Source organism: Yoonia sp. MH D7 (assembly GCF_054439475.1).
The window spans coordinates 130,837-152,117 of sequence record NZ_JBTJCF010000005.1 but is presented as its reverse complement, the minus strand read 5'-3'; the positions used below and the strand labels follow the sequence as shown (position 1 = coordinate 152,117).

19 protein-coding genes and 3 pseudogenes are annotated in these 21,281 nt (G+C 52.6%); 5 read left to right on the top strand and 17 right to left on the bottom strand.

All coding sequences use genetic code 11. From position 1 onward, the window contains the following. Window positions 1-45: 45 nt before the first annotated feature. The gene (locus ACXLHR_RS19190; protein ID WP_458793057.1) at window positions 46-2,118 is read right to left on the bottom strand and encodes an acetate--CoA ligase family protein; all 2,073 of its coding nucleotides are present in this window, start codon (window positions 2,116-2,118) and stop codon (window positions 46-48) included. A gap of 359 nt (window positions 2,119-2,477) precedes the next feature. Here ACXLHR_RS19190 and ACXLHR_RS19185 point away from each other — a divergent pair, with 359 nt between their 5' ends. Together ACXLHR_RS19185 and ACXLHR_RS19180 are read left to right on the top strand one after the other, a co-directional pair. Beyond that, window positions 2,478-2,879, top strand: coding sequence for a hypothetical protein (locus ACXLHR_RS19185; RefSeq protein WP_458793056.1), 402 nt, complete (start codon window positions 2,478-2,480; stop codon window positions 2,877-2,879). A gap of 347 nt (window positions 2,880-3,226) precedes the next feature. Next, window positions 3,227-4,294 (top strand): Fic family protein, encoded by a 1,068-nt coding sequence (locus tag ACXLHR_RS19180; protein ID WP_458793055.1) that lies wholly within the window; start codon window positions 3,227-3,229, stop codon window positions 4,292-4,294. A gap of 24 nt (window positions 4,295-4,318) precedes the next feature. Here ACXLHR_RS19180 and ACXLHR_RS19175 read toward each other — a convergent pair whose 3' ends face one another. Continuing rightward, complete coding sequence (locus ACXLHR_RS19175; protein WP_458793054.1) at window positions 4,319-4,675, bottom strand: hypothetical protein; 357 nt, start codon at window positions 4,673-4,675, stop codon at window positions 4,319-4,321. A 569-nt stretch (window positions 4,676-5,244) separates the two neighbouring features. Here ACXLHR_RS19175 and ACXLHR_RS19170 point away from each other — a divergent pair. Further along, window positions 5,245-5,678, top strand: a pseudogene (locus ACXLHR_RS19170) (nitronate monooxygenase). Here ACXLHR_RS19170 and argE read toward each other — a convergent pair. From argE to ACXLHR_RS19150, 4 genes are read right to left on the bottom strand one after another with little or no spacing between them, the layout of a single operon-like run. After that, window positions 5,646-6,839 (bottom strand): acetylornithine deacetylase, encoded by a 1,194-nt coding sequence (gene argE, locus ACXLHR_RS19165; protein WP_458793053.1) that lies wholly within the window; start codon window positions 6,837-6,839, stop codon window positions 5,646-5,648. The pseudogene ACXLHR_RS19170 and the gene argE sit on opposite strands and share 33 nt — an antisense overlap. After that, a complete protein-coding gene (locus ACXLHR_RS19160) occupies window positions 6,836-8,326 on the bottom strand; it encodes a tripartite tricarboxylate transporter permease (RefSeq protein WP_458793052.1) in 1,491 nt (496 codons plus the stop codon). The genes argE and ACXLHR_RS19160 overlap by 4 nt, the downstream gene beginning before the upstream one ends. Before the next feature lie 15 nt (window positions 8,327-8,341). Beyond that, entirely contained in the window at window positions 8,342-8,851 is a 510-nt protein-coding gene (locus ACXLHR_RS19155) for a tripartite tricarboxylate transporter TctB family protein (RefSeq protein ID WP_458793051.1), read from the bottom strand. 32 nt (window positions 8,852-8,883) lie between these two features. Then, window positions 8,884-9,855: a Bug family tripartite tricarboxylate transporter substrate binding protein gene (locus ACXLHR_RS19150; RefSeq protein ID WP_458793050.1), complete on the bottom strand. Its 972-nt coding sequence runs from the start codon at window positions 9,853-9,855 to the stop codon at window positions 8,884-8,886. A 126-nt stretch (window positions 9,856-9,981) separates the two neighbouring features. Between ACXLHR_RS19150 and ACXLHR_RS19145 the strand changes: the two genes are divergently transcribed. Beyond that, window positions 9,982-10,896 (top strand): LysR family transcriptional regulator, encoded by a 915-nt coding sequence (locus ACXLHR_RS19145; protein ID WP_458793049.1) that lies wholly within the window; start codon window positions 9,982-9,984, stop codon window positions 10,894-10,896. An 8-nt stretch (window positions 10,897-10,904) separates the two neighbouring features. On the opposite strand, the gene ACXLHR_RS19140 is transcribed toward ACXLHR_RS19145, so the two are convergent. The 8 genes and pseudogenes from ACXLHR_RS19140 to ACXLHR_RS19105 form a co-directional block, all read right to left on the bottom strand. After that, the gene (locus tag ACXLHR_RS19140) at window positions 10,905-11,192 is read right to left on the bottom strand and encodes a hypothetical protein (RefSeq protein WP_458793048.1); all 288 of its coding nucleotides are present in this window, start codon (window positions 11,190-11,192) and stop codon (window positions 10,905-10,907) included. 32 nt (window positions 11,193-11,224) lie between these two features. Then, on the bottom strand, window positions 11,225-11,470 hold the full coding sequence (locus ACXLHR_RS19135) for a transposase (RefSeq protein WP_458793047.1): 246 nt from the start codon (window positions 11,468-11,470) through the stop codon (window positions 11,225-11,227). Between the two features lie 48 nt (window positions 11,471-11,518). Beyond that, window positions 11,519-11,815: pseudogene (locus tag ACXLHR_RS19130) on the bottom strand (type II toxin-antitoxin system RelE/ParE family toxin). Further along, window positions 11,812-12,060: a type II toxin-antitoxin system ParD family antitoxin gene (locus ACXLHR_RS19125; protein ID WP_458793046.1), complete on the bottom strand. Its 249-nt coding sequence runs from the start codon at window positions 12,058-12,060 to the stop codon at window positions 11,812-11,814. Before ACXLHR_RS19125 ends, ACXLHR_RS19130 begins: the two are co-directional and overlap by 4 nt. Window positions 12,061-12,112: 52 nt before the next feature. Next, window positions 12,113-12,361, bottom strand: a complete 249-nt coding sequence (locus tag ACXLHR_RS19120) for a WGR domain-containing protein (protein WP_458793045.1) — start codon at window positions 12,359-12,361, stop codon at window positions 12,113-12,115. 3 nt (window positions 12,362-12,364) lie between these two features. After that, window positions 12,365-12,994 (bottom strand): tyrosine-type recombinase/integrase, encoded by a 630-nt coding sequence (locus ACXLHR_RS19115; RefSeq protein WP_458793044.1) that lies wholly within the window; start codon window positions 12,992-12,994, stop codon window positions 12,365-12,367. 393 nt (window positions 12,995-13,387) lie between these two features. Further along, entirely contained in the window at window positions 13,388-14,281 is an 894-nt protein-coding gene (locus ACXLHR_RS19110) for a hypothetical protein (RefSeq protein ID WP_458793043.1), read from the bottom strand. Beyond that, window positions 14,278-16,851: a vWA domain-containing protein gene (locus ACXLHR_RS19105; RefSeq protein ID WP_458793042.1), complete on the bottom strand. Its 2,574-nt coding sequence runs from the start codon at window positions 16,849-16,851 to the stop codon at window positions 14,278-14,280. The genes ACXLHR_RS19110 and ACXLHR_RS19105 overlap by 4 nt, the downstream gene beginning before the upstream one ends. Window positions 16,852-17,195: 344 nt before the next feature. On the opposite strand from ACXLHR_RS19105, the gene ACXLHR_RS19100 reads away from it, so the two are divergent. Next, window positions 17,196-17,573: a helix-turn-helix transcriptional regulator gene (locus ACXLHR_RS19100; protein ID WP_458793041.1), complete on the top strand. Its 378-nt coding sequence runs from the start codon at window positions 17,196-17,198 to the stop codon at window positions 17,571-17,573. A gap of 73 nt (window positions 17,574-17,646) precedes the next feature. On the opposite strand, the pseudogene ACXLHR_RS19095 reads toward ACXLHR_RS19100, so the two are convergent. From ACXLHR_RS19095 to ACXLHR_RS19085, 3 genes and pseudogenes are all read right to left on the bottom strand, one after another. Continuing rightward, window positions 17,647-18,171, bottom strand: a pseudogene (locus ACXLHR_RS19095) (transposase); the annotation flags it as partial. A gap of 553 nt (window positions 18,172-18,724) precedes the next feature. Next, window positions 18,725-19,528, bottom strand: a complete 804-nt coding sequence (locus ACXLHR_RS19090) for an HWE histidine kinase domain-containing protein (RefSeq protein WP_458793040.1) — start codon at window positions 19,526-19,528, stop codon at window positions 18,725-18,727. An 80-nt stretch (window positions 19,529-19,608) separates the two neighbouring features. Further along, window positions 19,609-20,951 (bottom strand): IS3 family transposase gene (locus tag ACXLHR_RS19085; RefSeq protein WP_458789593.1). Its coding sequence is split into 2 segments (ribosomal slippage): window positions 19,609-20,624 and window positions 20,624-20,951, totalling 1,344 coding nucleotides; the frame shifts between segments, so codons are not numbered across the junction. Window positions 20,952-21,281: the final 330 nt, after the last annotated feature.

Here is a 21,281-nt window from a genome sequence, read left to right as displayed (position 1 = left end):
TTGATAAATTTTGTGCCGACACTGCCTCCCGCAGTGCCCGCCGTCTTACGACGCCATGACGATCAGCGCATCGAGTGCCAATAACCCGCCGGCTTCGGTTCTGATCATCGGGTTCACGTCAACTTCGCTGACACGCCCCGACCCTAAAAGCTGTGCCAGCGCGTCCAGCACCTGACGCACAGCGCCTGCCGACAACTCGTAGCGGCGCTCGACTCGCGCGGCGTAACTGTCCCAATTTGCACTGTCCGTGTTCAACAATAGCGCATCGCGCGCGCCATCCGCATCCTCGATGCCAATACCGCCCGGTCCAATCACTACAACGGGGCCGAACAGCGGATCAATCAGCGCGCCTACACCAATCTCGCCATCGAATGCCACCATCGGCTGCACAATCAACCCGCGTGCAGGATCGTCAGAGTGCGTATCCAGCAGATCCGACATTTCTTTCAGAACGCTGCTTAATTCGTCCGCTTCAACACCAACACGCACCAACCCGACACGGTTACGGTGCAGCACATCATACGCATTGCCTTTGACCACAACGCGTGACCAGCCGTTTGCGGTGACCCGTTCCGCCAGATCGTCTAAGGCATCAGCTTGGGCAAACGCTGATGGCACAAAATCTAACCCCAACCCTGCTAAAACTGTGCTACTTTGATATTCCGCCAATGTGCTCTGACCCGCACTCGTTATAGGCAATTCCAAATCGCTTGCAGCAAGTGGCACCCATGTGGCAGCGCCCGCTTGCGTGATCTTCATCTGGGCGGCTAACATACGCACCCCTTCACCCATGGACGTGGCCAGAATTCCAGGCGTGGTCACTTTGGCAATACCCTCGGCAGGCGCGATTTGCCAAATAAAGGTCACGGGCTTTTTGCACTCGGCACAGTGGCGCGAAATTTCGACGACCGCATCCATGCACATTTCACCAAAGGCATAATAAACCACCAGCGCGTCGAATTCCTCTGCCCCCGAAAGCACATCCAGCGTTGGCTTGAACAGATGCGTTACTGCCTCCCAGCCGCCGCCAATATCAATCGGGTTGCCGTCGCCCGCACCGATCATGCCAATCTCGGCCACCTTTGCACGGATCGCATCCGTCATCGCTTGCACGCGACCACCCGCAGCCTCGACCTGATCGGCCAGAACCGCACCCGCGCCGCCAGAATTCGACAAAATACAAACACGCGGATTGTCAGGCAAGGACCAGTCACGCTCCAGCGCTGCTAGCACAGGCTTGACCTCGTCATCATCATGAATACGCACGATACCAAAATCGTTGCAAAGGCTTTGCAAGAACATGTCATTGCCCGCAATCGCCGCGGTATGCGACAGCGCCGCGCGCTTGCCCGCCTCGGACCGCCCCGCGTTCAGCAATACAACGCGCTTGCCCATTTCGCGTGCACGCGCGGCAGTGCGCGCCAGATTTGCAGGGTCGCGTAATGCTTCAAGATACAGCAACACAACGCCCACTTCTTCGCGCTCGATCACGTGGCTGGCGATTTCCGTGGCACCCAATGTCGCCTCGTTCCCGACACTGATAAAATGCGAATACCCGCTGCCTGCCTCTTCAACACAGCGGCTAAGCACCAGACCAAGCGCGCCCGATTGCGCAATCAGCGCCACTTCGCCCACATCGCGCAACGGGTTGTTCAAGAAAGGCGCGGCGGACAATTTCACATTTTCGACACGGTTAGAGACGCCAAAACAGTTTGGCCCAAGCATCAACATATCACCTGCGGCGGCAACCAGCTCATCCTGCAGCGCCTCGCCCTCGGCGCCGATTTCGGCAAACTCGGACGCAAATACAATCACCGCTTTCGCACCTGCTTTACGCGCTTCGGCCACAACACCAATGCTGCGCTGCGCCGGCACACAAATCACCACCAGCTCTGGCGCGTCAATCTCTGCGATACTGCGCACTGTTTTCACATCCGGAAAATCCGTCTTGGGATGCACAACAACCGTCTCACCCGTAAATCCGCCATCAATCAGAACACGCACAACACGGTGTCCCCACGACTGCGCATCACCTGCGGAAACGCCAACAATCGCGATGCGAGCAGGGGACAAAAGCGCGTTAAGGTTTTTCTGAGAACGGCTGACTTGATCGAGCATTTTAATGACCCATTAATAAGAATCTGACTATCTTGACATAACGTCTACTTAAATTGACATTACGTCAACTATTATTTTTGACTAACGTATTAATTCTGATTTAGTCCAGTCTTTTTAAGGAACTAAGTGGGAGTTGTGGGGGCGTTTAATTTTTCAACAGATTTGGAGAAGTCAGCTGCGGAACTGCAAGCGGGCAAGTTAAGACAATCGCAAAATCAATATTTAGAGACGTGTCGGCAAAAATCATCGTGATTTGAAACTACGTATCATACGTAAAGGTTGAGTGTTACGCATTGCTTCCGCGCCACTGTCAACACGTAGTATGGAGTATCAACAACGGCGGGTACAAAGCGGCGTTTTTGTCTGATCAAGCGATCTACGCCGCCGCTCTTGCAGCCTCCTTCGATACTCTGGACAAATTTGAAGAGCAGCTCGCTGCAGATGATCGGCTGCCAGTCATGTTGATTGCTGGCGCTGGCGTGTTTACAAAACCCCACGTGATCCGCCCATTGAATGCGCCGAGCAAAACTGGTGGAAGCTACGCGGCTTTGACCACCTCGCGAAAGTCATCGCAGGCACCACATTCAAAGACGGAATTGAAACCAAACCCAACCAAATCGCCGCATGACCAACAATCCTCAAACACCAGATTTGACAATAATTCCCGCTTCCCTCCCTTGCTGCTTTTCGCTGCGTTAGCATCCGTGTTCAAGCGGCCGTTGGCTTCGAAGGGGCCGAGGTCGGCTTGGTCCGCACTTTGATCCTTGGCAATCATTCCTTCGCTGCAAATTGTTCGAATGACTGGTTTTCACGCCGCGTTGCGACAACAGAATTTTAGCAGTTGCAGCAAAATCCACGCTGCGTGCGCACGCAGCACAAAATCAACAGGTCCGGTGTGGGCTCTTCGGTAGCCTTCGCTGCGATTTAAGTGAAGGTCCGGATTTGGGCCATCAATGGCAGTTGGGGCTACCTCATCTTGATCTATGTTTGTCTATTTTCTGGCGAGACTGGTCAGTTTATTTTGGACCAACGACTTTGTAGGCTATCTAGCGATCCCAATTCAAATGGGTGTTTATGGATGTTGAATTGAATTGACGATTGGGTGTAAATGGGTATTCATATGGGTATGTTGAACACCTCGTCACTCGTTATCACGCCTAAAATCCTCGCCAAGGTTTCTGAAATCGACGAATTTAAGGGGGCTTGGCGCGCCCTTGGGTCGCTTGCGCCGGAGCGATTGTCTTCGCTGAGACGCGTGGCGACCATTGAAAGTATTGGCTCATCAACACGGATTGAAGGAAGCAAGCTTTCAGACCAAGACGTGCAACGGCTTTTGTCCAATCTAGAAATCAAATCCTTTGAAACCCGTGACGAACAAGAGGTTGCTGGCTACGCTGAAGTGATGGAGATGGTCTTTGGGTCGTGGGAAAACATCACGATAACAGAGAACCATATCCAACAACTGCATAGGGACCTGTTAAAGTATAGCAACAAAGACGAACGCCATCGGGGGGCCTATAAGACCTCCAGCAATAGCGTCGCGGCTTTCGACGAGACGGGTGCTCAGATTGGAATCGTCTTCGAGACGGCCTCGCCGTTCGACACGCCACGACTAATGCAAGAGTTGGTGACGTGGTATCAAGGCGCGGTTAAAGATCCCGATATGCACCCATTAATGGCCGTCGGGATATTCGTTGTTGTGTTGTTGGAAATACACCCGTTTCAAGATGGCAACGGCAGACTTAGCCGCGTTCTTACAACACTACTGCTGCTCAGGGCAGGGTATGCTTATGTGACATACAGTTCGCTTGAAAGCGTGATCGAACAGAGTAAGGAAGCCTATTATCTCGCGCTGAGGCAAACCCAGGGCACGATTAGGAGGCCAAATCCCGAGTGGACTCCGTGGCTAGAATTCTTCCTCAGTGCGTTGCAACGCCAGATGCAAAGGCTCAAGACACGGGTTGAGCGGGAAAAATTGATGATTGGCGCAATGCCTGAACTCGCCGCGAAAATTGTCGAGCTCACACGTGAACAAGGGCGTCTCACAATGGCAGATGCCGTGAAGCTGACAGGTGCCAACCGGAACACCCTCAAGCAACACTTCAAAACATTGGTGAACGATGGTCACCTCGCACTGCACGGTCAAGCGCGGGGGGCTTGGTATTCGATCCGATAATACATGTTATGTTAAAAAATATCTTCATTGGCTTCCCCCCATGGAACAGTTTCGAGCTGGTTTTGACGGGTCACGCGTCCAAACACCTACGTCTCCGTCGCGCAGTGGAAACACTGGCAGGCGAATATCCAGCGTCAGAGCCAGAGCCGTCAGGCCAGTAATCGTTGTGATTTTCTTTGCTTCGAGAGTGCGCCAGACGACGACCCGCGATCTATGAACATCGGTCCCGTTCACCGGCGTGGCCAGACTAAACGTCCACTCGCCGCACATTACTGATCCAGACTTTGAAGCTGCTTTGGAACATTCGACTTCCAACCAGCTCACATCATCCAGCTCTTTGTTTACGGTCGCCAAAACCAGTAATGCAGACTTATTCTTCATAATCCGTCCGTTTGTGAGTTGAGTGAGCGCAAGAGTCAGCGGAGGGTTGCCGCGAGCGGCAATATTGTTGAAAACAATTTAGTGATGGTAATAATTATTTTGTATGTTGAAAAAAACCTTACGCAAACATAAAACCACTTACAACCCATTCAGCCGTAAAATTCCTACCTCGCCGATAGGAGACGTAAGTATCTTTAAAATAAGGGGATTGTCTTAGGTGAGGGGAAAATGGAGCAGCGCAAGCCTCAAATACGTGATGCCACGCACCCCTGCTCTGGGTGCTTTGCTCGTCGCAGTTGTCACACTGACCGGGTCAGGGATGAATGCGGAGGGCGAGACGAGCACAATGTTCTGCGTTCCACCACTCTTGCCGGTCGTACCCGAAAACACGGCACTCCAAATAGAGTTTCGCGACATTCTATCTGCGGAGTTCAGCAACTACTTTGATGAGGCCGGGCGATACTTGACCTGTTTAAACAACGCAGCTACGGCCACCCGTTCTGAGACAAAAACGGCCATAGAGACATACACACGCTTACTTAATTTGCCGCGTCAATAATGACGAGGACTTGTGTCATAGTGAGGAACGTCGCGCATCTTTGACTCGATGGCCAAATTTTTTTGAATCCTATCAACGTGCCGCCAATCTCAATCTGTCATTTCCCTACAAAGAGCAGTTGGAGGCGTGCATCGGCAAGGGCGTCCATGGGGTGTCGTTGTTTTGGGGAATGGAGCCAACGGCCATCGCGCGCGCCAAAGCGGAAGGTTTGGTCGTTTTAGTAAGCGTCGGGTGCGCTGACGAAGCCCGAATTGCCGCAGATGCAGGTGCTGACGTCATTGTGGCCCAAGGATGGGAAGCCGAGGGCATGTTTGGGGCCAAGTTTCGACGATGGCGTTTGTTCCAGCCGCGGTTGATGTCGTTGACATTCCGGTCGTTGCCGCTGGTGGGATTGCAGATCCAGCGTTAATATCAACTGATAGCCTTTTGGCAAAGAGCATCTAGAAAATACAAGCATTTTTCGATTTGATCAATCGCGACAAACTCATCAGCTTTGTGCGCTTGCAGGATGGAGCCAGGTCCGATGATGACAGCGGGTATCCCTCCAATGTTTTCAAAAACGCCACCTTCACTGCCATATGACACTTTGCCACCCCATTCTGGCATGACGTCAAGAAGCCGTTTAAATCCCTCTTTTTGGCTGGCATCACCCATCGCAGGGTACGCAAATATGCGTTCCCAAACGATACCTGAATCAACGCATTTTGCTTGCATCTCTGGCAGTAACTCGGCGTCAACATGCGCGAGCAAAGCTTCGATATCCGCCTGCGCTGACGCTTCATCGATGCTTCGTAGCTCAAAGGTAAAACTGCAACTGTCAGGGGTCACATTCGTTGCAACACCGCCAACAATCATTGTCGTGAGCGTGGTGGCATGCGGCACAGTAAAGTCTCTGTCGAAGGGGCCGTCGTTTTCGTACGCCAAACCGCGATCTTGAATAATCGTAATGATCCGCGCCGCATACTCAACCGCGTTCACATGCGACGGGGCAAATGACGAGTGACCGCCTGCTCCCATTACAGTCGCACGCATAGCGATTTTTCCTTTTTGACCAGTGATCAGCTTCATCTCACTCGGCTCGCCGATAATCGCGATCTCTGGTGGCACATCAAGCGCAGCAAGATGGCGGGCAATATCTGGTGCACCCAGACAGCCGACCTCTTCATCATAAGAGAAACACAAATAGAACGGTTGTTTAAGGCGCATCTCTGCAATGTCAGGGGCAATTGCCATGATGCAGGCAGCAAAGCCCTTCATGTCACATGTGCCACGGCCATAAAGTCGCCCGTCTCTTTCGCTCACCTCAAACGGCGCGCTTTGCCATTTATCCGCACCTGCAGGCACAACATCTGTGTGCCCGGACAAGACAACTCCAGCGGTATCTTCAGGACCAAAACGCGCGATCAAGTTGGCTTTTTCGCCCGTCGCATCGGGCAAGATCGCTATATCAGCGCCAAGATCGCCAAAATAGTCTGCGAGATGGTCAATTATCGCCCGATTTGAATTTACGCTTGTCGTATCGAATGCGATGAGTTTTGAGAGATGGTTTTTCGCATCAGTCAGACGTTGATCGGCGCGCGCGCGCGCTACCAAAGCAGAGGTCATATTGTTTGTGCCTTTCGGGTTTTTGATTTTGCAATCTCGCGGCGCAGCGTAATACTTACGACCACGATAATCAGCGCACCAAATATCCAGCAAATAGGAGACGAGAGAAAAATGTCGATCTCGCCGCGTGAGATCGCGAGGGAACGGCGCAAGTTTTCTTCGATCATAGGGCCAAGAATGAAGGCGATCAGGAACGGTGCCGCCGGAAATGACAGTAGGAACATAACAAAACCCACAACACCCATCACCAAAAGCACCACTACATCAAAGGTCGAGTTCGAGATCGAGTAAATACCGAATATACACAACGTCAGCACTGCGGGCGTAAGCAACGTCGTGGGAATACGGGCAATATGTGTGAACATCCGCATAGTCATTTTACCCGCACCGAAGAGCAGAACAGATGACAGCAGCATCCCAATGAAAAGCATATAGACTTCATGTAGATTGGTCTGGAACAGCAATGGACCCGGTGTCAGCCCTTGAATCATGAAAGCACCAAGCATGACGCCCGTGATAACATCCCCCGGCACTCCGAGTGCGAGCAAGGGGATCATCGTGGCGCCACAGCAGCCATTGTTTGCTGATTCAGAGGCTGCGATCCCCTCAAGCTCACCCTTTCCAAAATTGGCACCATTCTTTGAACTACGCTGCGCCTCACCATAAGAAAAGAAAGCAGCAGCAGACGGTCCGATCCCCGGAATAGCGCCCATAACGACACCAATTCCGCTCCCTTTAATGATAGAACGCAGTGATCCGCGAAATTCAGCACGGCTCACGCGGTCATCTCCAATGCCCATCGCGTCATGAGGTTTGGCATTGCGGAATACTATAAGTTTTAAAAGCTCGGGCAGTGCGAACAAGCCAATCAACACAGGGGCCACCGAAAGGCCGCCCTGCATGTCATCTGTTAAAGCAAAACGGAACGAACCATACATATCCTCACCCACGGTGGCCAAAAGTAAACCAAGGCAGGCCGAGATCAGGCCAAGCAACAAAGAGTTTCCAGATACGCCCGCAACAGTCGTGAGTGCGAAAATCATTAGCATACTATATTCAGGCGGCCCAACGCGCAGTGCCAAAAGCGCAAGTGGTGCGGCCAAGAAAATCAGTGAGATATTTGAGATAAAATCCCCAATACACGACGAATAAAGTGCCATGTTCAACGCCTTGCCCGCCTTCCCTTTCTGGGCCAACGGATAACCATCCAACGCAGTGCAGGCAGCAGAGGCAGTCCCCGGTGTCTTGAGCAAAATAGCAGAGACAGACCCACCGTATGTTGATCCCTTATAGAGCGCGACCAACAACAAAATACTTGGAACAGGATCCATGTAAAACGTGAACGGCAACGCCAGTGTGACGGCCATTGTGCCGGTCATTCCAGGAATGGCACCGATAATGACACCTGCCCAGATACCGGCGGCCATGATCACAAAGTTTTCGATGGTCGCAACAGCATTTAATGCGAACAGAAGATCATTGAGCATTTGAAGTACGCCTTCTTAAAGACCTAAGGATTTCATAATATGGCCAAGCGGAAACTGAGTGCCCAGTGCCTTTGAGAAAAATAACAACAGACCCGTTGGCAAAGTAACGGCGACGGCCAAAGCCCAGACCCATTTCTCGCGCTCCCCGGTCAAGAGGATCGTGCATGCAGTCAGTGCGATGCTAGAGATCAAAAAGCCAAGCGCTGGCAGGATCAGCACAAAGCCGACAAAGGCTAAGATGGCCAGGGCAACGCGGGTCAGAAAAACGCGTGTCGATGCGGTCTGTTGCCAGATTTTATCTGCTTCGGGATCGGCCATCGCGACCCCTGTGCGCGCAAATGCCTGCAATGCCGAGATCAAACCAAGAACCACCCCCAAAATCGCGATGGTTCTTGGCCACATGTCAGGCGGAGGCGCAAAGCCTGGAATGAAAGCGGGACGCGGCACATAGGCCGGTATCATCACAAACAATACAATGCCGAATAACGTGGCTGTCATAATCCCGCGGAATAAAACCAAACGCATGGCGCCTCCCCCTTTTGCAATACCCGCAGGCGTTAGTTTGGCAAATATCCAAATTTCTTCGCCAAGCCGTTGAACAGCTCATACTGTGCCTTGGCATATGCCGTCATGTCAGTCTCACCAATCGTCGAGATCGACCCGCGACGTTCGGCCAACTCCAACCACTGTGCATCCGTAGCAACGCTTGCCAATGTCTGGGTCCAAGTCGCAACCACGTCTTCGGACAGGTCTTTTGGACCATAAAGCGCGCTCCAACCTGTGATTTGTCCGGCTTGTGCAAAACCAGCCTCGGCAGCAGTTGGAACGTCTGGCAACTTATCCATACGCTTCGGCGCGAACACCATCAAAGGCTTCATGTCGCCGCTTTCGATATGTGGCATCAAGGAACCAGCAGAAATCGCCAAAAAGTCAACGTGACCACCAAGAAGCGCCGTAGCAAGTTCGCCGCCACCTTTGTAGGGCACCAAAGTCGCCGCTGTCAGCGGGTCAAGATCAACATCAGAGAACATCGCCTGCACCGAGAAACCGTCAATCGCTGTCGGGCCTGACGCGGCATAGGTCATGCGACCGTTGCTTTCCTTGACCGCATCCAAAAGCTCTTTCGGGCTGTTAAGCTCTGAATCGCCACGCACTGCGAGGATCATTGGTGTTGCTTCGAGTGCACCAAGAAACGTGTATTCATCCCAGTCGACTGTTGCTTGCGGATTCACCGCTGGCGTAAGGGCCATGCCAACACGCGCCAACAACAATGTATAACCGTCCGGTTCGGCTTCAGTTACCGAGCGTGCGCCGTTCATGCCACCGGCACCAGGCTTGTTCACAACAGTGACAGGCTGACCCAAATAGGTCCGCGCAGTTTCAGCCAATGCACGACCAGCCAAATCCGATGCGCCACCGGGGCCGTAAGGCACAACGAGCGTCACTGCTGCCTCTGGATATGTCTGAGCATAGGCACCCCCAGCAACAATCGTCGTGGCAAGCACAATGCTTGTAAGAATTTTTTTCATGACTTCCTCCCAGAGTAAGACGAACCGTTTCCGCCCTAATTAAACTTGGATCATTTTGTTTCACAGCATGCGTTGAATGACAACAATGATGCGCTGTATACACTTTATGCATAGTGAGGTGATGAAATGAAGATACGTGAACTTGAGGCTTTCGACGCCTACATGCGATATGGATCAACAAAAGCGGCGGCTGATGCTTTGGCGCTCAGTCAGCCAATGATCAGTAGATTATTGATATCTCTTGAAGAAAAGCTTGGTTTTATACTTTTTCAAAGAAAACGGAATCGTCTTGACCCAACCCCCGAAGCCTTTCTTTTTCACGATTCTGCTTTGAGAATGATCGAGACATTCCATTCCGTCCGTGATGATGCCAAAGCAATTGCAAACAAACAGCTCGGACGTATCGTTATCGCGGCGCAGCCAATATTCTGTGACACATTCCTGCTAGATGTAATCGCGCGATTTAAGCAGACCCACCCGAATGTATCGATTCAACTGGTCGATGTCGGACTCGAAGTTTTATTAAAGATGATTGCCGAGCAAAGTTGCGATATGGCGTTGGGAATCACACTTGACGCAAACACCTACGGTGCCACGATCACGCCGCTTGGGCGTTGCGAGGCGCGGTGCTTGCTCCCAGTGGGGCACCCCCTTGATCAGCCAGGCCCAATCCCGTTGCCACGGCTTCGCCATGAATCTTTTGTGGAATTATCTTCAGGCAGCCCCCTTCGTACTCGCGTAGACCATCTTATGCAAACCATGAATGTGCACCGGAAGATCGCAGCCGAAATGCGTCACGTTCGCGGCGTCTGTGCGCTGGTTGAACGTAATGTGGGGGTAGCAATCATCGACCCGATTGCGGAGCTACTACTCGACGACCGTAAGGTCGTGATCAAACAACTTACTCCATCTATCGAATGGAAAATTGCATTATTTCAACCAAAAGATAGGCAATTAAGTACTGTTGCTGAAATTTTTTACGCTGGACTTCTAGAAGAGATCAACGTGCTAACGCAGAAAAATCTGATCGCCCCGCTGTAATGATCTTATCACCATTTGATTTTGCAGTACTCGACGCGGCACAAGATCTGGGTGTCGCAGAAGCCTTCGGCATCGTAGTCGCACTGCACCGTGCGGTTTACCTTGCGAGGAATTACAGCGGTGGCACCTCGCGCGTTGAGGTCTTGCAATAACCAAACCGCGTCAAATGCCTTGTCAGCAAGAAGCGCTTCAAATGAGATGTCTTTAATCAGCGATACAACACCTTTCATGTCGTGGGTTTGACCAGGCAAAAGAAGGAAACGTACGAGATTGCCAAGGGCATCGACCAGAGCCACTATTTTGGTAGTTAGCCCGCCACGAGAACGTCCTATGGCATGAGCTTGAGCCCCCCCTTTGCACCAGGTGCCTTTTGGTGAACCTGAAAAACTGTACCATCAATGAGGGCATATTCGAAGTCGGGATCACCACTCATGGCGTTGAAAAGACTCTCGAATACGCCCGCCTTAGCCCAGCGACGGAACCGCCGGAACTGGGTATTCCAATTGCCAAAACCGGATGGCAAGTCGCGCCACGGTGAATCTGTCTGTACGCGCCAGAAGACTGGACCTGTCACGTTTTTGTGCCGTTCCAGTAAGTATAACAACCGTTCAGTATCTGTCCGCTATCCCTGCAAGTGCCGCTCCACGTCCATACTTTGATGCAGGATACGCACGACAACAATTGTGGCGTCATTTGTACGCCTGAAATAAACCATATGCATTCCCACTATCGCTTTGTGATAACCGTCGCGGACTGTGACAGGGCGGCTCACATGCGTTCCCTAGCAAAGAGCGGCGCACGCATCCCGAATGTCTCCGACATAGCTTGCAGCTTGTCGGGCTCCACATCGCTCGACGGTGTAATCCCAGATGTCGTTGACGTCAGATTCCGCCGCTGGGGATAGAATATATCCCGTCAATGCGCCTGAGCTTCCGCTGTTTTTCGTGCAATAAAGCCGTCAAAGTCGAATGGCTTGGGCTCGCCAGATTGTTCGCCAGCGATCAGCGCATCCTGCAACGATTTTACCTTCGCTTCATGCTCTTCAAGAAGGCGTAGGCCTGCGCGGACAACGTCGCTTGCGGATCCATAGCGCCCTTCCCCGACCTGCGCGTCGATGAAGTTGGCAAAGTGGTCTCCTAGTGAGACGGACGTGTTGCGGGGCATGATGCATCTCCTTTTGAAGCAATATACCAATATTTGGTATCTTTGCTAGTGTTTACAACATTGCCAGCTGTTGAGGCTCCACCCAATACCCGCGCTGACGCTTGGACGTTTCCAACGTAACCAAGGCCGCGACGGCTTGGACTTCATCCGAGAACCAATCCATCCGGACCTGCCCTCCCTGCCCTATGCGACCCCATTCCCGGAGAAGCGTCCATTCGCCAAACAGGTTTGGCATGACGGACATCCGGTAAAACCGGGCGACATTGTTAGAAGGCTGGCGCTTTTCGAGATAAGTCTGCATGGCTCAGAGATGATACTTGCGCGCGATTTCGAGGGCTTCGGCCTGTTCGGTGCCAATGTATTCTTTGGTGCTTTCAATGCTGGCATGGCCGAGCAAGAGCTGGGCCGCGCGCAGGTTACCGGTCTGCTGATAGATGTGCGTTGGGAAGGTCCGCCGCAGCGAATGCAACCCGTAGAGACTGGGATCGAGGCGGGCCTTTTCCAGCCAGGATTTGAATAACCGCCAAAGCTGGCTTTCGCTGAGATGGGTGTGAGACCATCTTGCCCCCTGCCCCGTGAACAACCATGCATGCATCTGCTTTTCAGAGGCGGCGAGATAGGCGCGCAGGCTGTTGCGCGTCCCCGACGATAGTCGCGCTTGGACCGGGCGCGCATTGCGGCTTTCCGTTTTTTTCTGGCGGATCTCGACGATCTCGCGGACCCCTGCCGGGGTTGCCACGTCCAAGACTCGCAGCCGCACGAGATCCGAGCCCCTAAAGCTCGTATCAAGTGCCGTGTTGAACAGTGCCAGATCACGCAGCGCGCGATCCTGGCCTAGGATCATCCGGATCAGCGCAACTTGGTCGGGCGTCAGCGGTGGCTTTTTGCCCACGACACGGCCTTTGTTCCAGGTGGTCTCAGGTGCAGTCGTCATCGACAAATCCTTGCAAGCTTATTGTATAAATATACCTATAAACCGTGCATGATGAAAGTAGCGAGTTGTGCGATGAGGCGCTTTTCTCAGGTTTTGGTTGATTTTGGCCCGCGGCTCCATGCAAGCTTATATAGTAAAGCTCGCATGAACTGCAGGCGATGATTGCGCAATTCGCGAATGCCGTTCGACATGATCGGCCCATTGATGACCTTCACCCACCCTCGGTTATGCCGCGGTGCGGCCCGTCATTGCGGCCATTCGCTGCAACTGCAAAATTTGCGAAGGCCGGATTCACAGTACGCGGACATTGCTGCCACCCAAGCTCAATTTTCGAACGATAGCTTTTAGTCCATGTCCGTCCGGTTTGTTAGGCGGCCCAACACCTTGGATCGGTCAATTTGTGCGCAACCAATAACTAACCATATACGCTTCACAACTGCCTATTGGACCAAGGCCGAAGTTCAACTGTTGCCGATTTTCGATCAGGATTGGTGACTTGATTTGAATAACCCATTGCACACGAACGCCCGACCCCTCGGTCATTTGATCAAGAGTGCCAACCCACGAGTTCGCACCGGATTTGGTCCAATCAAACTGTGGTGCCACACGGTGCGGTGTAAAAGTCGGGTCAATATTGCCTTGCACTGCACTCATTGACAGTGCAGCAGCCTGCGCACGTAACGGCTCTTCCATCCCCGCCGGACAACCAGTTAAGGTTTGTTCGGTCATGTCGCCAATCCAATTGCCCGCGAGTGGTTTTATCTGCGCCGCGTCCATTGCGTCTCCTTCTTGAAAGCGACGCTCTTCATCTTCATCGAATTCCATATCGTCGACGTCGGCCTGTGCTGTGCTGGGCTCTTGGTCCTTGTCGGGTTCTTTTTCTGGGTCAGCTTGCTTGGGCGGTTCCTCTTCTGGGTCGAATTCCATTTCAGAGGGGTCTTCTTCGGCGTCGGCTTGGTTGTCGCGTTCTTCGTCCTCGTCAAACTCCACATCGTCTGGTTCAATGTCCGGGCCATGGACGATAAAGGGCTCTCCGGTGCCGCCGTGGTGTTTGTTAATTTCTTCGGGCGTCAAGGTTGTCCATACGACGGGTTCGCCATCTTGCAGCACAACACCAGTTGTTCCGGCAGGACGGTCCCCTTCAATAAGGATTGCAGCAACATCGACGGTGACGTTGCTTTCGTGCTGGACCACACCGCTGCCGTCATTTTGAACAACAAAAACGTCTACGGATTCAGCAAATGCGGGGCCCGCCCATAGGGCAGTTGTCAGAAGTAAGCGTTTCATTTGGAGGTCCCCGTCAGTTCGTTTAACAGTGTGTCGATATCGTCTTGATCCAGCGGTTCGCCTACGGACTTCACCGATAATCCGCGCCGTATGGTATCGATATCAGCAAGCAGTTTCGGATCTTTCGTCGTCGCGTGGCATAATTCGCCTGCGATCACGTCATAGCAGGGGCCAACATTCCCACTGCGATTAGGATCGTTCAAGGTCGCGTAGAACACGCCGTCAGGTGTCAACGTTGCCATATCAAAGGCAATGCCCCAGTTTCGCGACCGCAGGGCTTTTTGTGCACCCCAGCCTTCGGGCAGTGTGAAACTGACCGCATAATCGGGTTCAAACATGTCGCAATCTTCGCCAGCCGAACAATAATAGGCCACGTCCATTGGCAACGTATCCCCTTCGCCGTCTGTGCGCAGGATGATGGCGTTGTTGGCGCGAGAACTGCGCGAAACAGTGATTATGTCGGTGCCAGTTAAGGAACCTGCGGTTGCCGTGACCTCGTATGTGCCCTGCGCGCGCTGTGTACTGTTCAATCCGGTTTCAGTGCGCATCTGATCGAAAGTCCCAGCGGTATAGAGGGACAGATCCCACGCCACAGGTCCCGCGATCTTAGTGCCTCGTTCATCATAGGCTTGGAGGTAGCTAACCACTGGTGCCGTATCAACCCCGGCAAGATCATCGGACCGTAGCACCATCACATCGAGCGTGATGCCAGAATGCTGCGCGACCATATCCGTGGGTGCACGCCACACGTTCCCGTCGCGTTTAAGTTCAACTGTCTGGGTTCCTGTTTTGCCTACAAATGTTAACATGCGGGTGGTATCATCAATGATACCCAAGCCCGATGTTCCGGATGATCCTTGTGGCCCAAGGTTCCATTCCTCGGGCGCTTCGATCACGAAATCGCCTTCTGCAAAGTCAGTCCCTTGATCATGGGCAACTTGAAATCTGGCCAATGGCACGTTCATCGCATCATTGCGGGCCATCAAGACCCAATTACCGTGCAACTCTCCCACGGGGGGCAGCGGTCCCTCTTCGCCGCCCATCGCCTCGGCTTCCTCTGCAAGACCGTCGGGGTCCGCGACTGGAAGCGGCACGCCGACGGCGATCATCCCCATTGAGGTGGTCTGGAATTCAAAATTGTTCACATATTCAGAGATGTAGACCAATTCATACAGGCCCGGCTCTGTCGGAGCAGGCAGCTTGAAACCGTCTTTTGTTGCAAGGGATGAAACCCGATGTCTACTGACCGCATCTTCGCCCTGCATAAAACGAAACTGGTCGAAAGTGTCTGATGACCCTGCCCAATAAGCATCCAACATGCCACCGGCTTCAACCGCGCGCGTGCCTTGCCAGACCGGATCAATTCCGGATGCAAAGCTGATCGGGATACGCGCGTATTGCGTGCCGTCCGTTCCGGTGGGCACAAGATCGTAATCACCCGGCACAACATCGGACGGAATTTCAGCCTCGATATATATGCCGGCAGTGGGCGACAGATTATCAATCTTCACACCCTGCGCCGGATCGGTGCTGCCGGACGGATAAAGGTAAAGCGGATAAAAACTGCCGCGATCAACGCCTGTCGTGTTTTTGATAAGGATCATATTTGAGCGCTTGTTGTCCAGAACAGGGAACTGGCCCACGCGCCAGAGCACATAGTCGGCCTCTGCGCCTGAAACTGCGAGATCGATGAATTCGGTCTGGTCCGTCACGTCGACCAGCATTTCGTCTGACACGCCCAAACCTTCGACACGTAAGGTGATTTCGCCGAATGGCATTTCGATCAACAAACCGGGGTGGGCGGCAGTGTCGTCGGTCAATGTGCCCAGTTCAATGTCATTGCCGTAAATCGTGATCTCGTCCGGTAAGGATAGCGCCATAGAGTCCATTTTGACCCTGAGCGTCACGGTCTGGAAATCCTGCCCGCGCAATTCTTCTGGAGCTTCAACGGCGGTGGCCTGCACGACACCGTCCATCGCCTCTGACAACTCGCGCGCGTCTGCGGCATCAAAATACTGCCCGCCTGTCGCATTCGCGAGGCACTGAAGCTGCGCTTTGTCACCTTCCGCGATATCAAATCCGATGACATGTGCTGTAAAATCAAGCCCAAGCGCTTCGAGTTGGGCGCCAACCGCACAAGGGTCAGCATCACAGGTTTCCACCCCATCCGACAATAGCACTACCGTCGCTGCCTCTTCGGTAAACTTTAGAACCTCAGCCGCTTGGCGGACCGCATCAGACAAGGGGGTTTTGCCTTTGGGTGACATGCCCGCAACCAAGGCGGCAATATCTGCGCCGTCACCAGGCACGGCAAGGGTTTCAATATCGGCACAATTACCGCGTTCGCGGTGGCCATAAGCGATCAATCCCGCTTGCGTGTTGTTCGCCTGCCAATCCTCCAGAAGCCCATCAAACGCATTACGCGCGATTTCGACTTTCGCAACACCGTCGACCTGTCCCCACATGGACCCCGACATATCAAACACAACCATGACATCGCGGTCCGTGGTTTGAGCAGCACCCATTCCCGTCGTAGAAAGCAAAATAAGCAGCGGTAAAAGGAAACGCATAGAAAATCCTATCGTAAGTAGGGCACAGGCCAGTGTTCGAGCGATCGTCAATAGAGTGGAACAACCCGTGGCCGTTTACACAAGGTAAGGAAATCCTTATGTTTCAGATAAGGAGAGCCTATGTCACTAATCCGATCGCTCGCAGATACGATGGACACGGGCTGTTCATCATCGCAGGTATGGGACGCGGCAATTGAATGTTTGCCGCAATTGACCTTTCACAGCGCGACACACCTTTGATTTTAACGAATGCTTGTGATGTCTGGGCCGAGGGATATCGCCATGCTGTTTAGGCAGGTTTAGACCCGTTTGCACGAAACTGCCTGACGGGAACTACAACACAAATGACCGGCATCAGGCATTTGGAGGACCATGAGCACCTGACACAAGCCGAACTGGACCAAATCGCGCAGGGCAGTGCGTCACTGGACATCCGCACCGGCATGTCCGTGACTATCCGGCCCGACGCACATGGGGCTGGCGTTGGCCTGAATTTGATGACGGACTATAATAGGGCCGATTTTCCCCAAGTGCGCGCCGAGTACGAAGACACTTGGCGGGCGTGGTGCCAGTTGCTTTATGCGGGTTTGAGCGCACAATCTCCGAATGCCCAACCACTGACTTTGACGCGAAAACAACGTGAATGCCTTGCGTATTTTTCTGACGGCCTCAGAACGTCCGAAGTGGCTTACAAGATGGGACTGTCCGAAGGCACATTTTAAACTGGGAAGCGACTTTTCCTCTATCTACTGGAAAATCAGGAGAACAGTTTATGAAACGGACAGAGTTAAATCTGCGATATATCGTTTCGTGTGACACGCGATTTTGCTCTTCATCAGGGTATCTTCGTTTGAGCCAGCCTGCAATTTGCTGCGGCGACCATTTCCGTCGCAGCTTGCGCGCTATCAACTGGCACAATGGATCATTGAATGAGAGCTGACACAACTTGGGCCGTGTTGCGCAGTCCCAAGCGCGCTGGTCTGAGTGGGTCGCGCGATAGGCTTGGCGTCCGCCATTTCTGCGAACCTCTCGGCTGATTGTCGAAGGCGACCGGTTCAGGTGTTGCGCGATTGAACGAAATGACTGTTCGGCGACAAGCCCTCGGGAAACGTCTTCCCGTTCAATAAGGCTCAAAGCACATCTTGACCGTGTACGATCAGCAGGTCGGATCCCACCAGTTCGCGCCAAATGAGGGAAGATCGAAGAAGACGCACGATTGAAGTGACGGCCAATCGACCCCATTGAATCGCCGCGTTGCCACCGATCCCACATCTCGGATTTCTGCTGGTCCGTATAAAACGTACGTGTGCGATACTTCATTATAAACACTCCATCTTTCCATAAAGATTAAAGTGTTGCGTCGACCCTTTGAAACCGCACCTTGAAGAGGCCGAAGCTGTGGACCGCATCATGCGGTCTTATAAAAAACTAAACCCAGAACTTCTAAACGTGAAACGTCTAGGAGCCTTGCCTGCCAAACTTAGGCGTTAGCCATTTTGTGCCAAAAACGAGCCAGACTGTGTGGAAACTCTCCGTTCGAAGAATGTTGGCGGTTTTCGCTAATTTTGTCTGATTGAGGATTCCTTGCGGGGTACAGAAAAGAGGTGGTCGCATGATTTCGGGCCAGTAGTTAAGGTGGATCAACTTGTGAAAGTGAAGTGGTCCTGCTTTTTCGGACAGTTTTGGGTGTTGGGCTTTCGACGCTGAACAAATGGGTTCAACAGCATCAACACGATAGCGACGGCCCTTTGCGGACATTAACCGGTGATCTGGATTGCTGCGGTGCGACCCGTGAGACCGGACATTCGCTGCGCTTGCAATATCGAGGGGCGAACTCACAGAATGCGGAAGAAGCAGCTCTTCGGTGCACCAATTAAAGAGGAAATTCGGCTTTCACGACCAAGCCAGTTTCTTCCCAGTGAAGCTCAATTGAGCCGTTAGCAGCCGCAATCAAATTCTGGATGAGTTTGGAACCGCTACTTCGTTTTGGCGTGAAAACTTTTGGGCCACCCGTTTCAGACCACTGGAAAATAAACTTGCTACTATCGTCTGTTTTTCTAATCTCCCAACCGACATTGATCAGGCCCTTCTCGGCACCTAGTGAACCATGCTTTACTGAATTAGTGGCTAATTCGTGCAGACTAAGGGCAACACAAGAAAGCAAATGACCGGGAAGAACAAAGTCGAGTCCGTTGAGGTGAAACTGTTGTGTACCTTTCGGTGCATAAGCGGCCAAGATCGTTTGTGCTAGTTTCTCGAAAGTCAGGTTCTGGCCTTCTGACCCACCGATCGTCTCAAAATGTGCATCACTTAACGCTCTGAGCCGTTCATCCACGATCGCAGCAAGTGCTTTGGCATCACCTTCCTCACGCGCCGTCATGCGGATGACAACACTCATCACATTAACAATATTGCGCAGTCTGTGGATGAGCTCGTCATCAGCAAGCTTGCGAGCCTTACGTTCCGCATTCCGCTTTTCTGTAACGTCGAGTTGGGAACCGAAGTAGAACACCAATTTGCCGTCGTTATCAAGAATTGGGCCGATTTGAAGAGCGTTTACAAAGCTGGTTCCGTCTTTTCGATAATTGATTATTTCTACCGTTTCGACCCGTTGTTCGTTGATTGCTGACCGTACTGCGTTGACGCTGTCTACTGTCGTTTCTGGCCCTTGCAACATCCTGCATGTCCGTCGTCAGGGTTTTTGGCACCAAAGGCGGCCTAGACTAAGAGAGAGTTCGGCTCATCTGGTTGGTTGCATTATGCGGCGTGTTGTCTGTGATGCAAGCGTCGCGTTTCGAGCGTCTTACGTTTGATCCTTTCCCGTTGCTGTAGAATGGCTTTGTCGCGTCCGAAGTATACGTCGGCGGGTGTAACGTTGTTCAGGCTCTCGTGGTAACGCTGGTGATTGTAGTGGTCTACGAAGGCTTCGATCTGAGCCTCAAGATCGCCGGGTAGGAAGTAGTTTTCCAGCAGGATGCGGTTCTTCAAGGTCTGATGCCACCGCTCGATCTTGCCCTGCGTTTGAGGATGATAGGGCGCGCCACGGCTGTGCTTCATATCCTTGTCTTTCAACCATTCCGCCAGCTCCCCCGAGACGTAGCTGGAGCCGTTATCACTCAGCAGGCGAGGTTTGTGGACGACATGAACTTGGTCACATCCCGACGCTGCCAAAGCCAAGTCCAATGTGTCCGTCACGTCTTGGGTTCTCATGTTGGTGCAAAGTTTCCACGAGATTATATATCGGCTGTAGTCATCGAGGATCGTGCTGAGATAAAACCAGCCCCATCCGATGATCTTCAGATATGTGAAGTCCGTCTGCCACAACTGATTGATGCCCGTGGTTTTGTCTTTGAACTCGCTCGCCGCCTTTATAACGATAAACGCTGGGCTGGTGATCAGATCGTGCGCCTTCAAAATCCGATACGTCGAAGCCTCTGATACGAAATAGCTTTCTCGATCCGTGAACGTCACGGCCAGTTCACGTGGCGACAACTCGGTTTCTTTCAGCGCCAACTTCACGACCTTGCGCCGCACCTCGTCAGGAATGCGGTTCCAGACGTGTTTGGGCTTCGGCGATTGATCCTGCAGTCCAACTTCGCCACGCCGCAAATATCGATCATACCAACGGTAGAATGTGGTGCGGGGAATGCCCAGCTTTGCCAACGTGAGCCGTGCTGACAGGTGGCTTTCCTCGACCAGCCGGATGATCTCCAGTTTCTCAGATGCAGGATATCTCATTCGTGGTTGCCCCCATCGCCCAGCATGCTTTTTTTAAGCAAACGGAGTTCGAGCGTTTGTTCCGCCACAACTTCCTTGAGATCATGGGCCTCACGGCGCAGATCCTTCACCTCGTCAGTGTTCGCCGCACGTGCCGTATCGCCCGCAAGGCGCCGCTTTCCGGCTTCCATGAAGTCCTTGGACCATTTGTAGTAAATGCCCTGAGAGATACCCTCACGGCGGCACAGCTCTGCAATGCTGTCTTCACCACGCAGACCATCCAGAACGATCCTGATCTTCTCTTCGGATGAGTAATGCTTGCGCGTGGCGCGTTTGATGTCTTTGACGATCTTCTCGCCAGGGCTCGTCGTTGTTTGTCTCATCTTCCACTCCTCAGTGGTGACGATGAGCCAGAAACACTCTCTTATCAAATAACGCTATTTGGTCCCATAGGCGCTGACGTCAGACACATCAAGAACAGCGCACAGAATTCATGATGCACTAGAAGCCGAATACGGTCGGGAGTTTCTGAACCTCTCAAGCTTGCAGCGAGCCACATTACTCAAGGCTTTACTGGTACATCCAGCAGTTTGGGATAAGCAGACTGCAGCACTTATCAAACAGACTGTCGGGCCAACGGATGGAAGGCAACACGTAAAGCAAAAAGACAATATTCGACGGTTTCTTGGCTATGGCTCATACGACTTGGACAA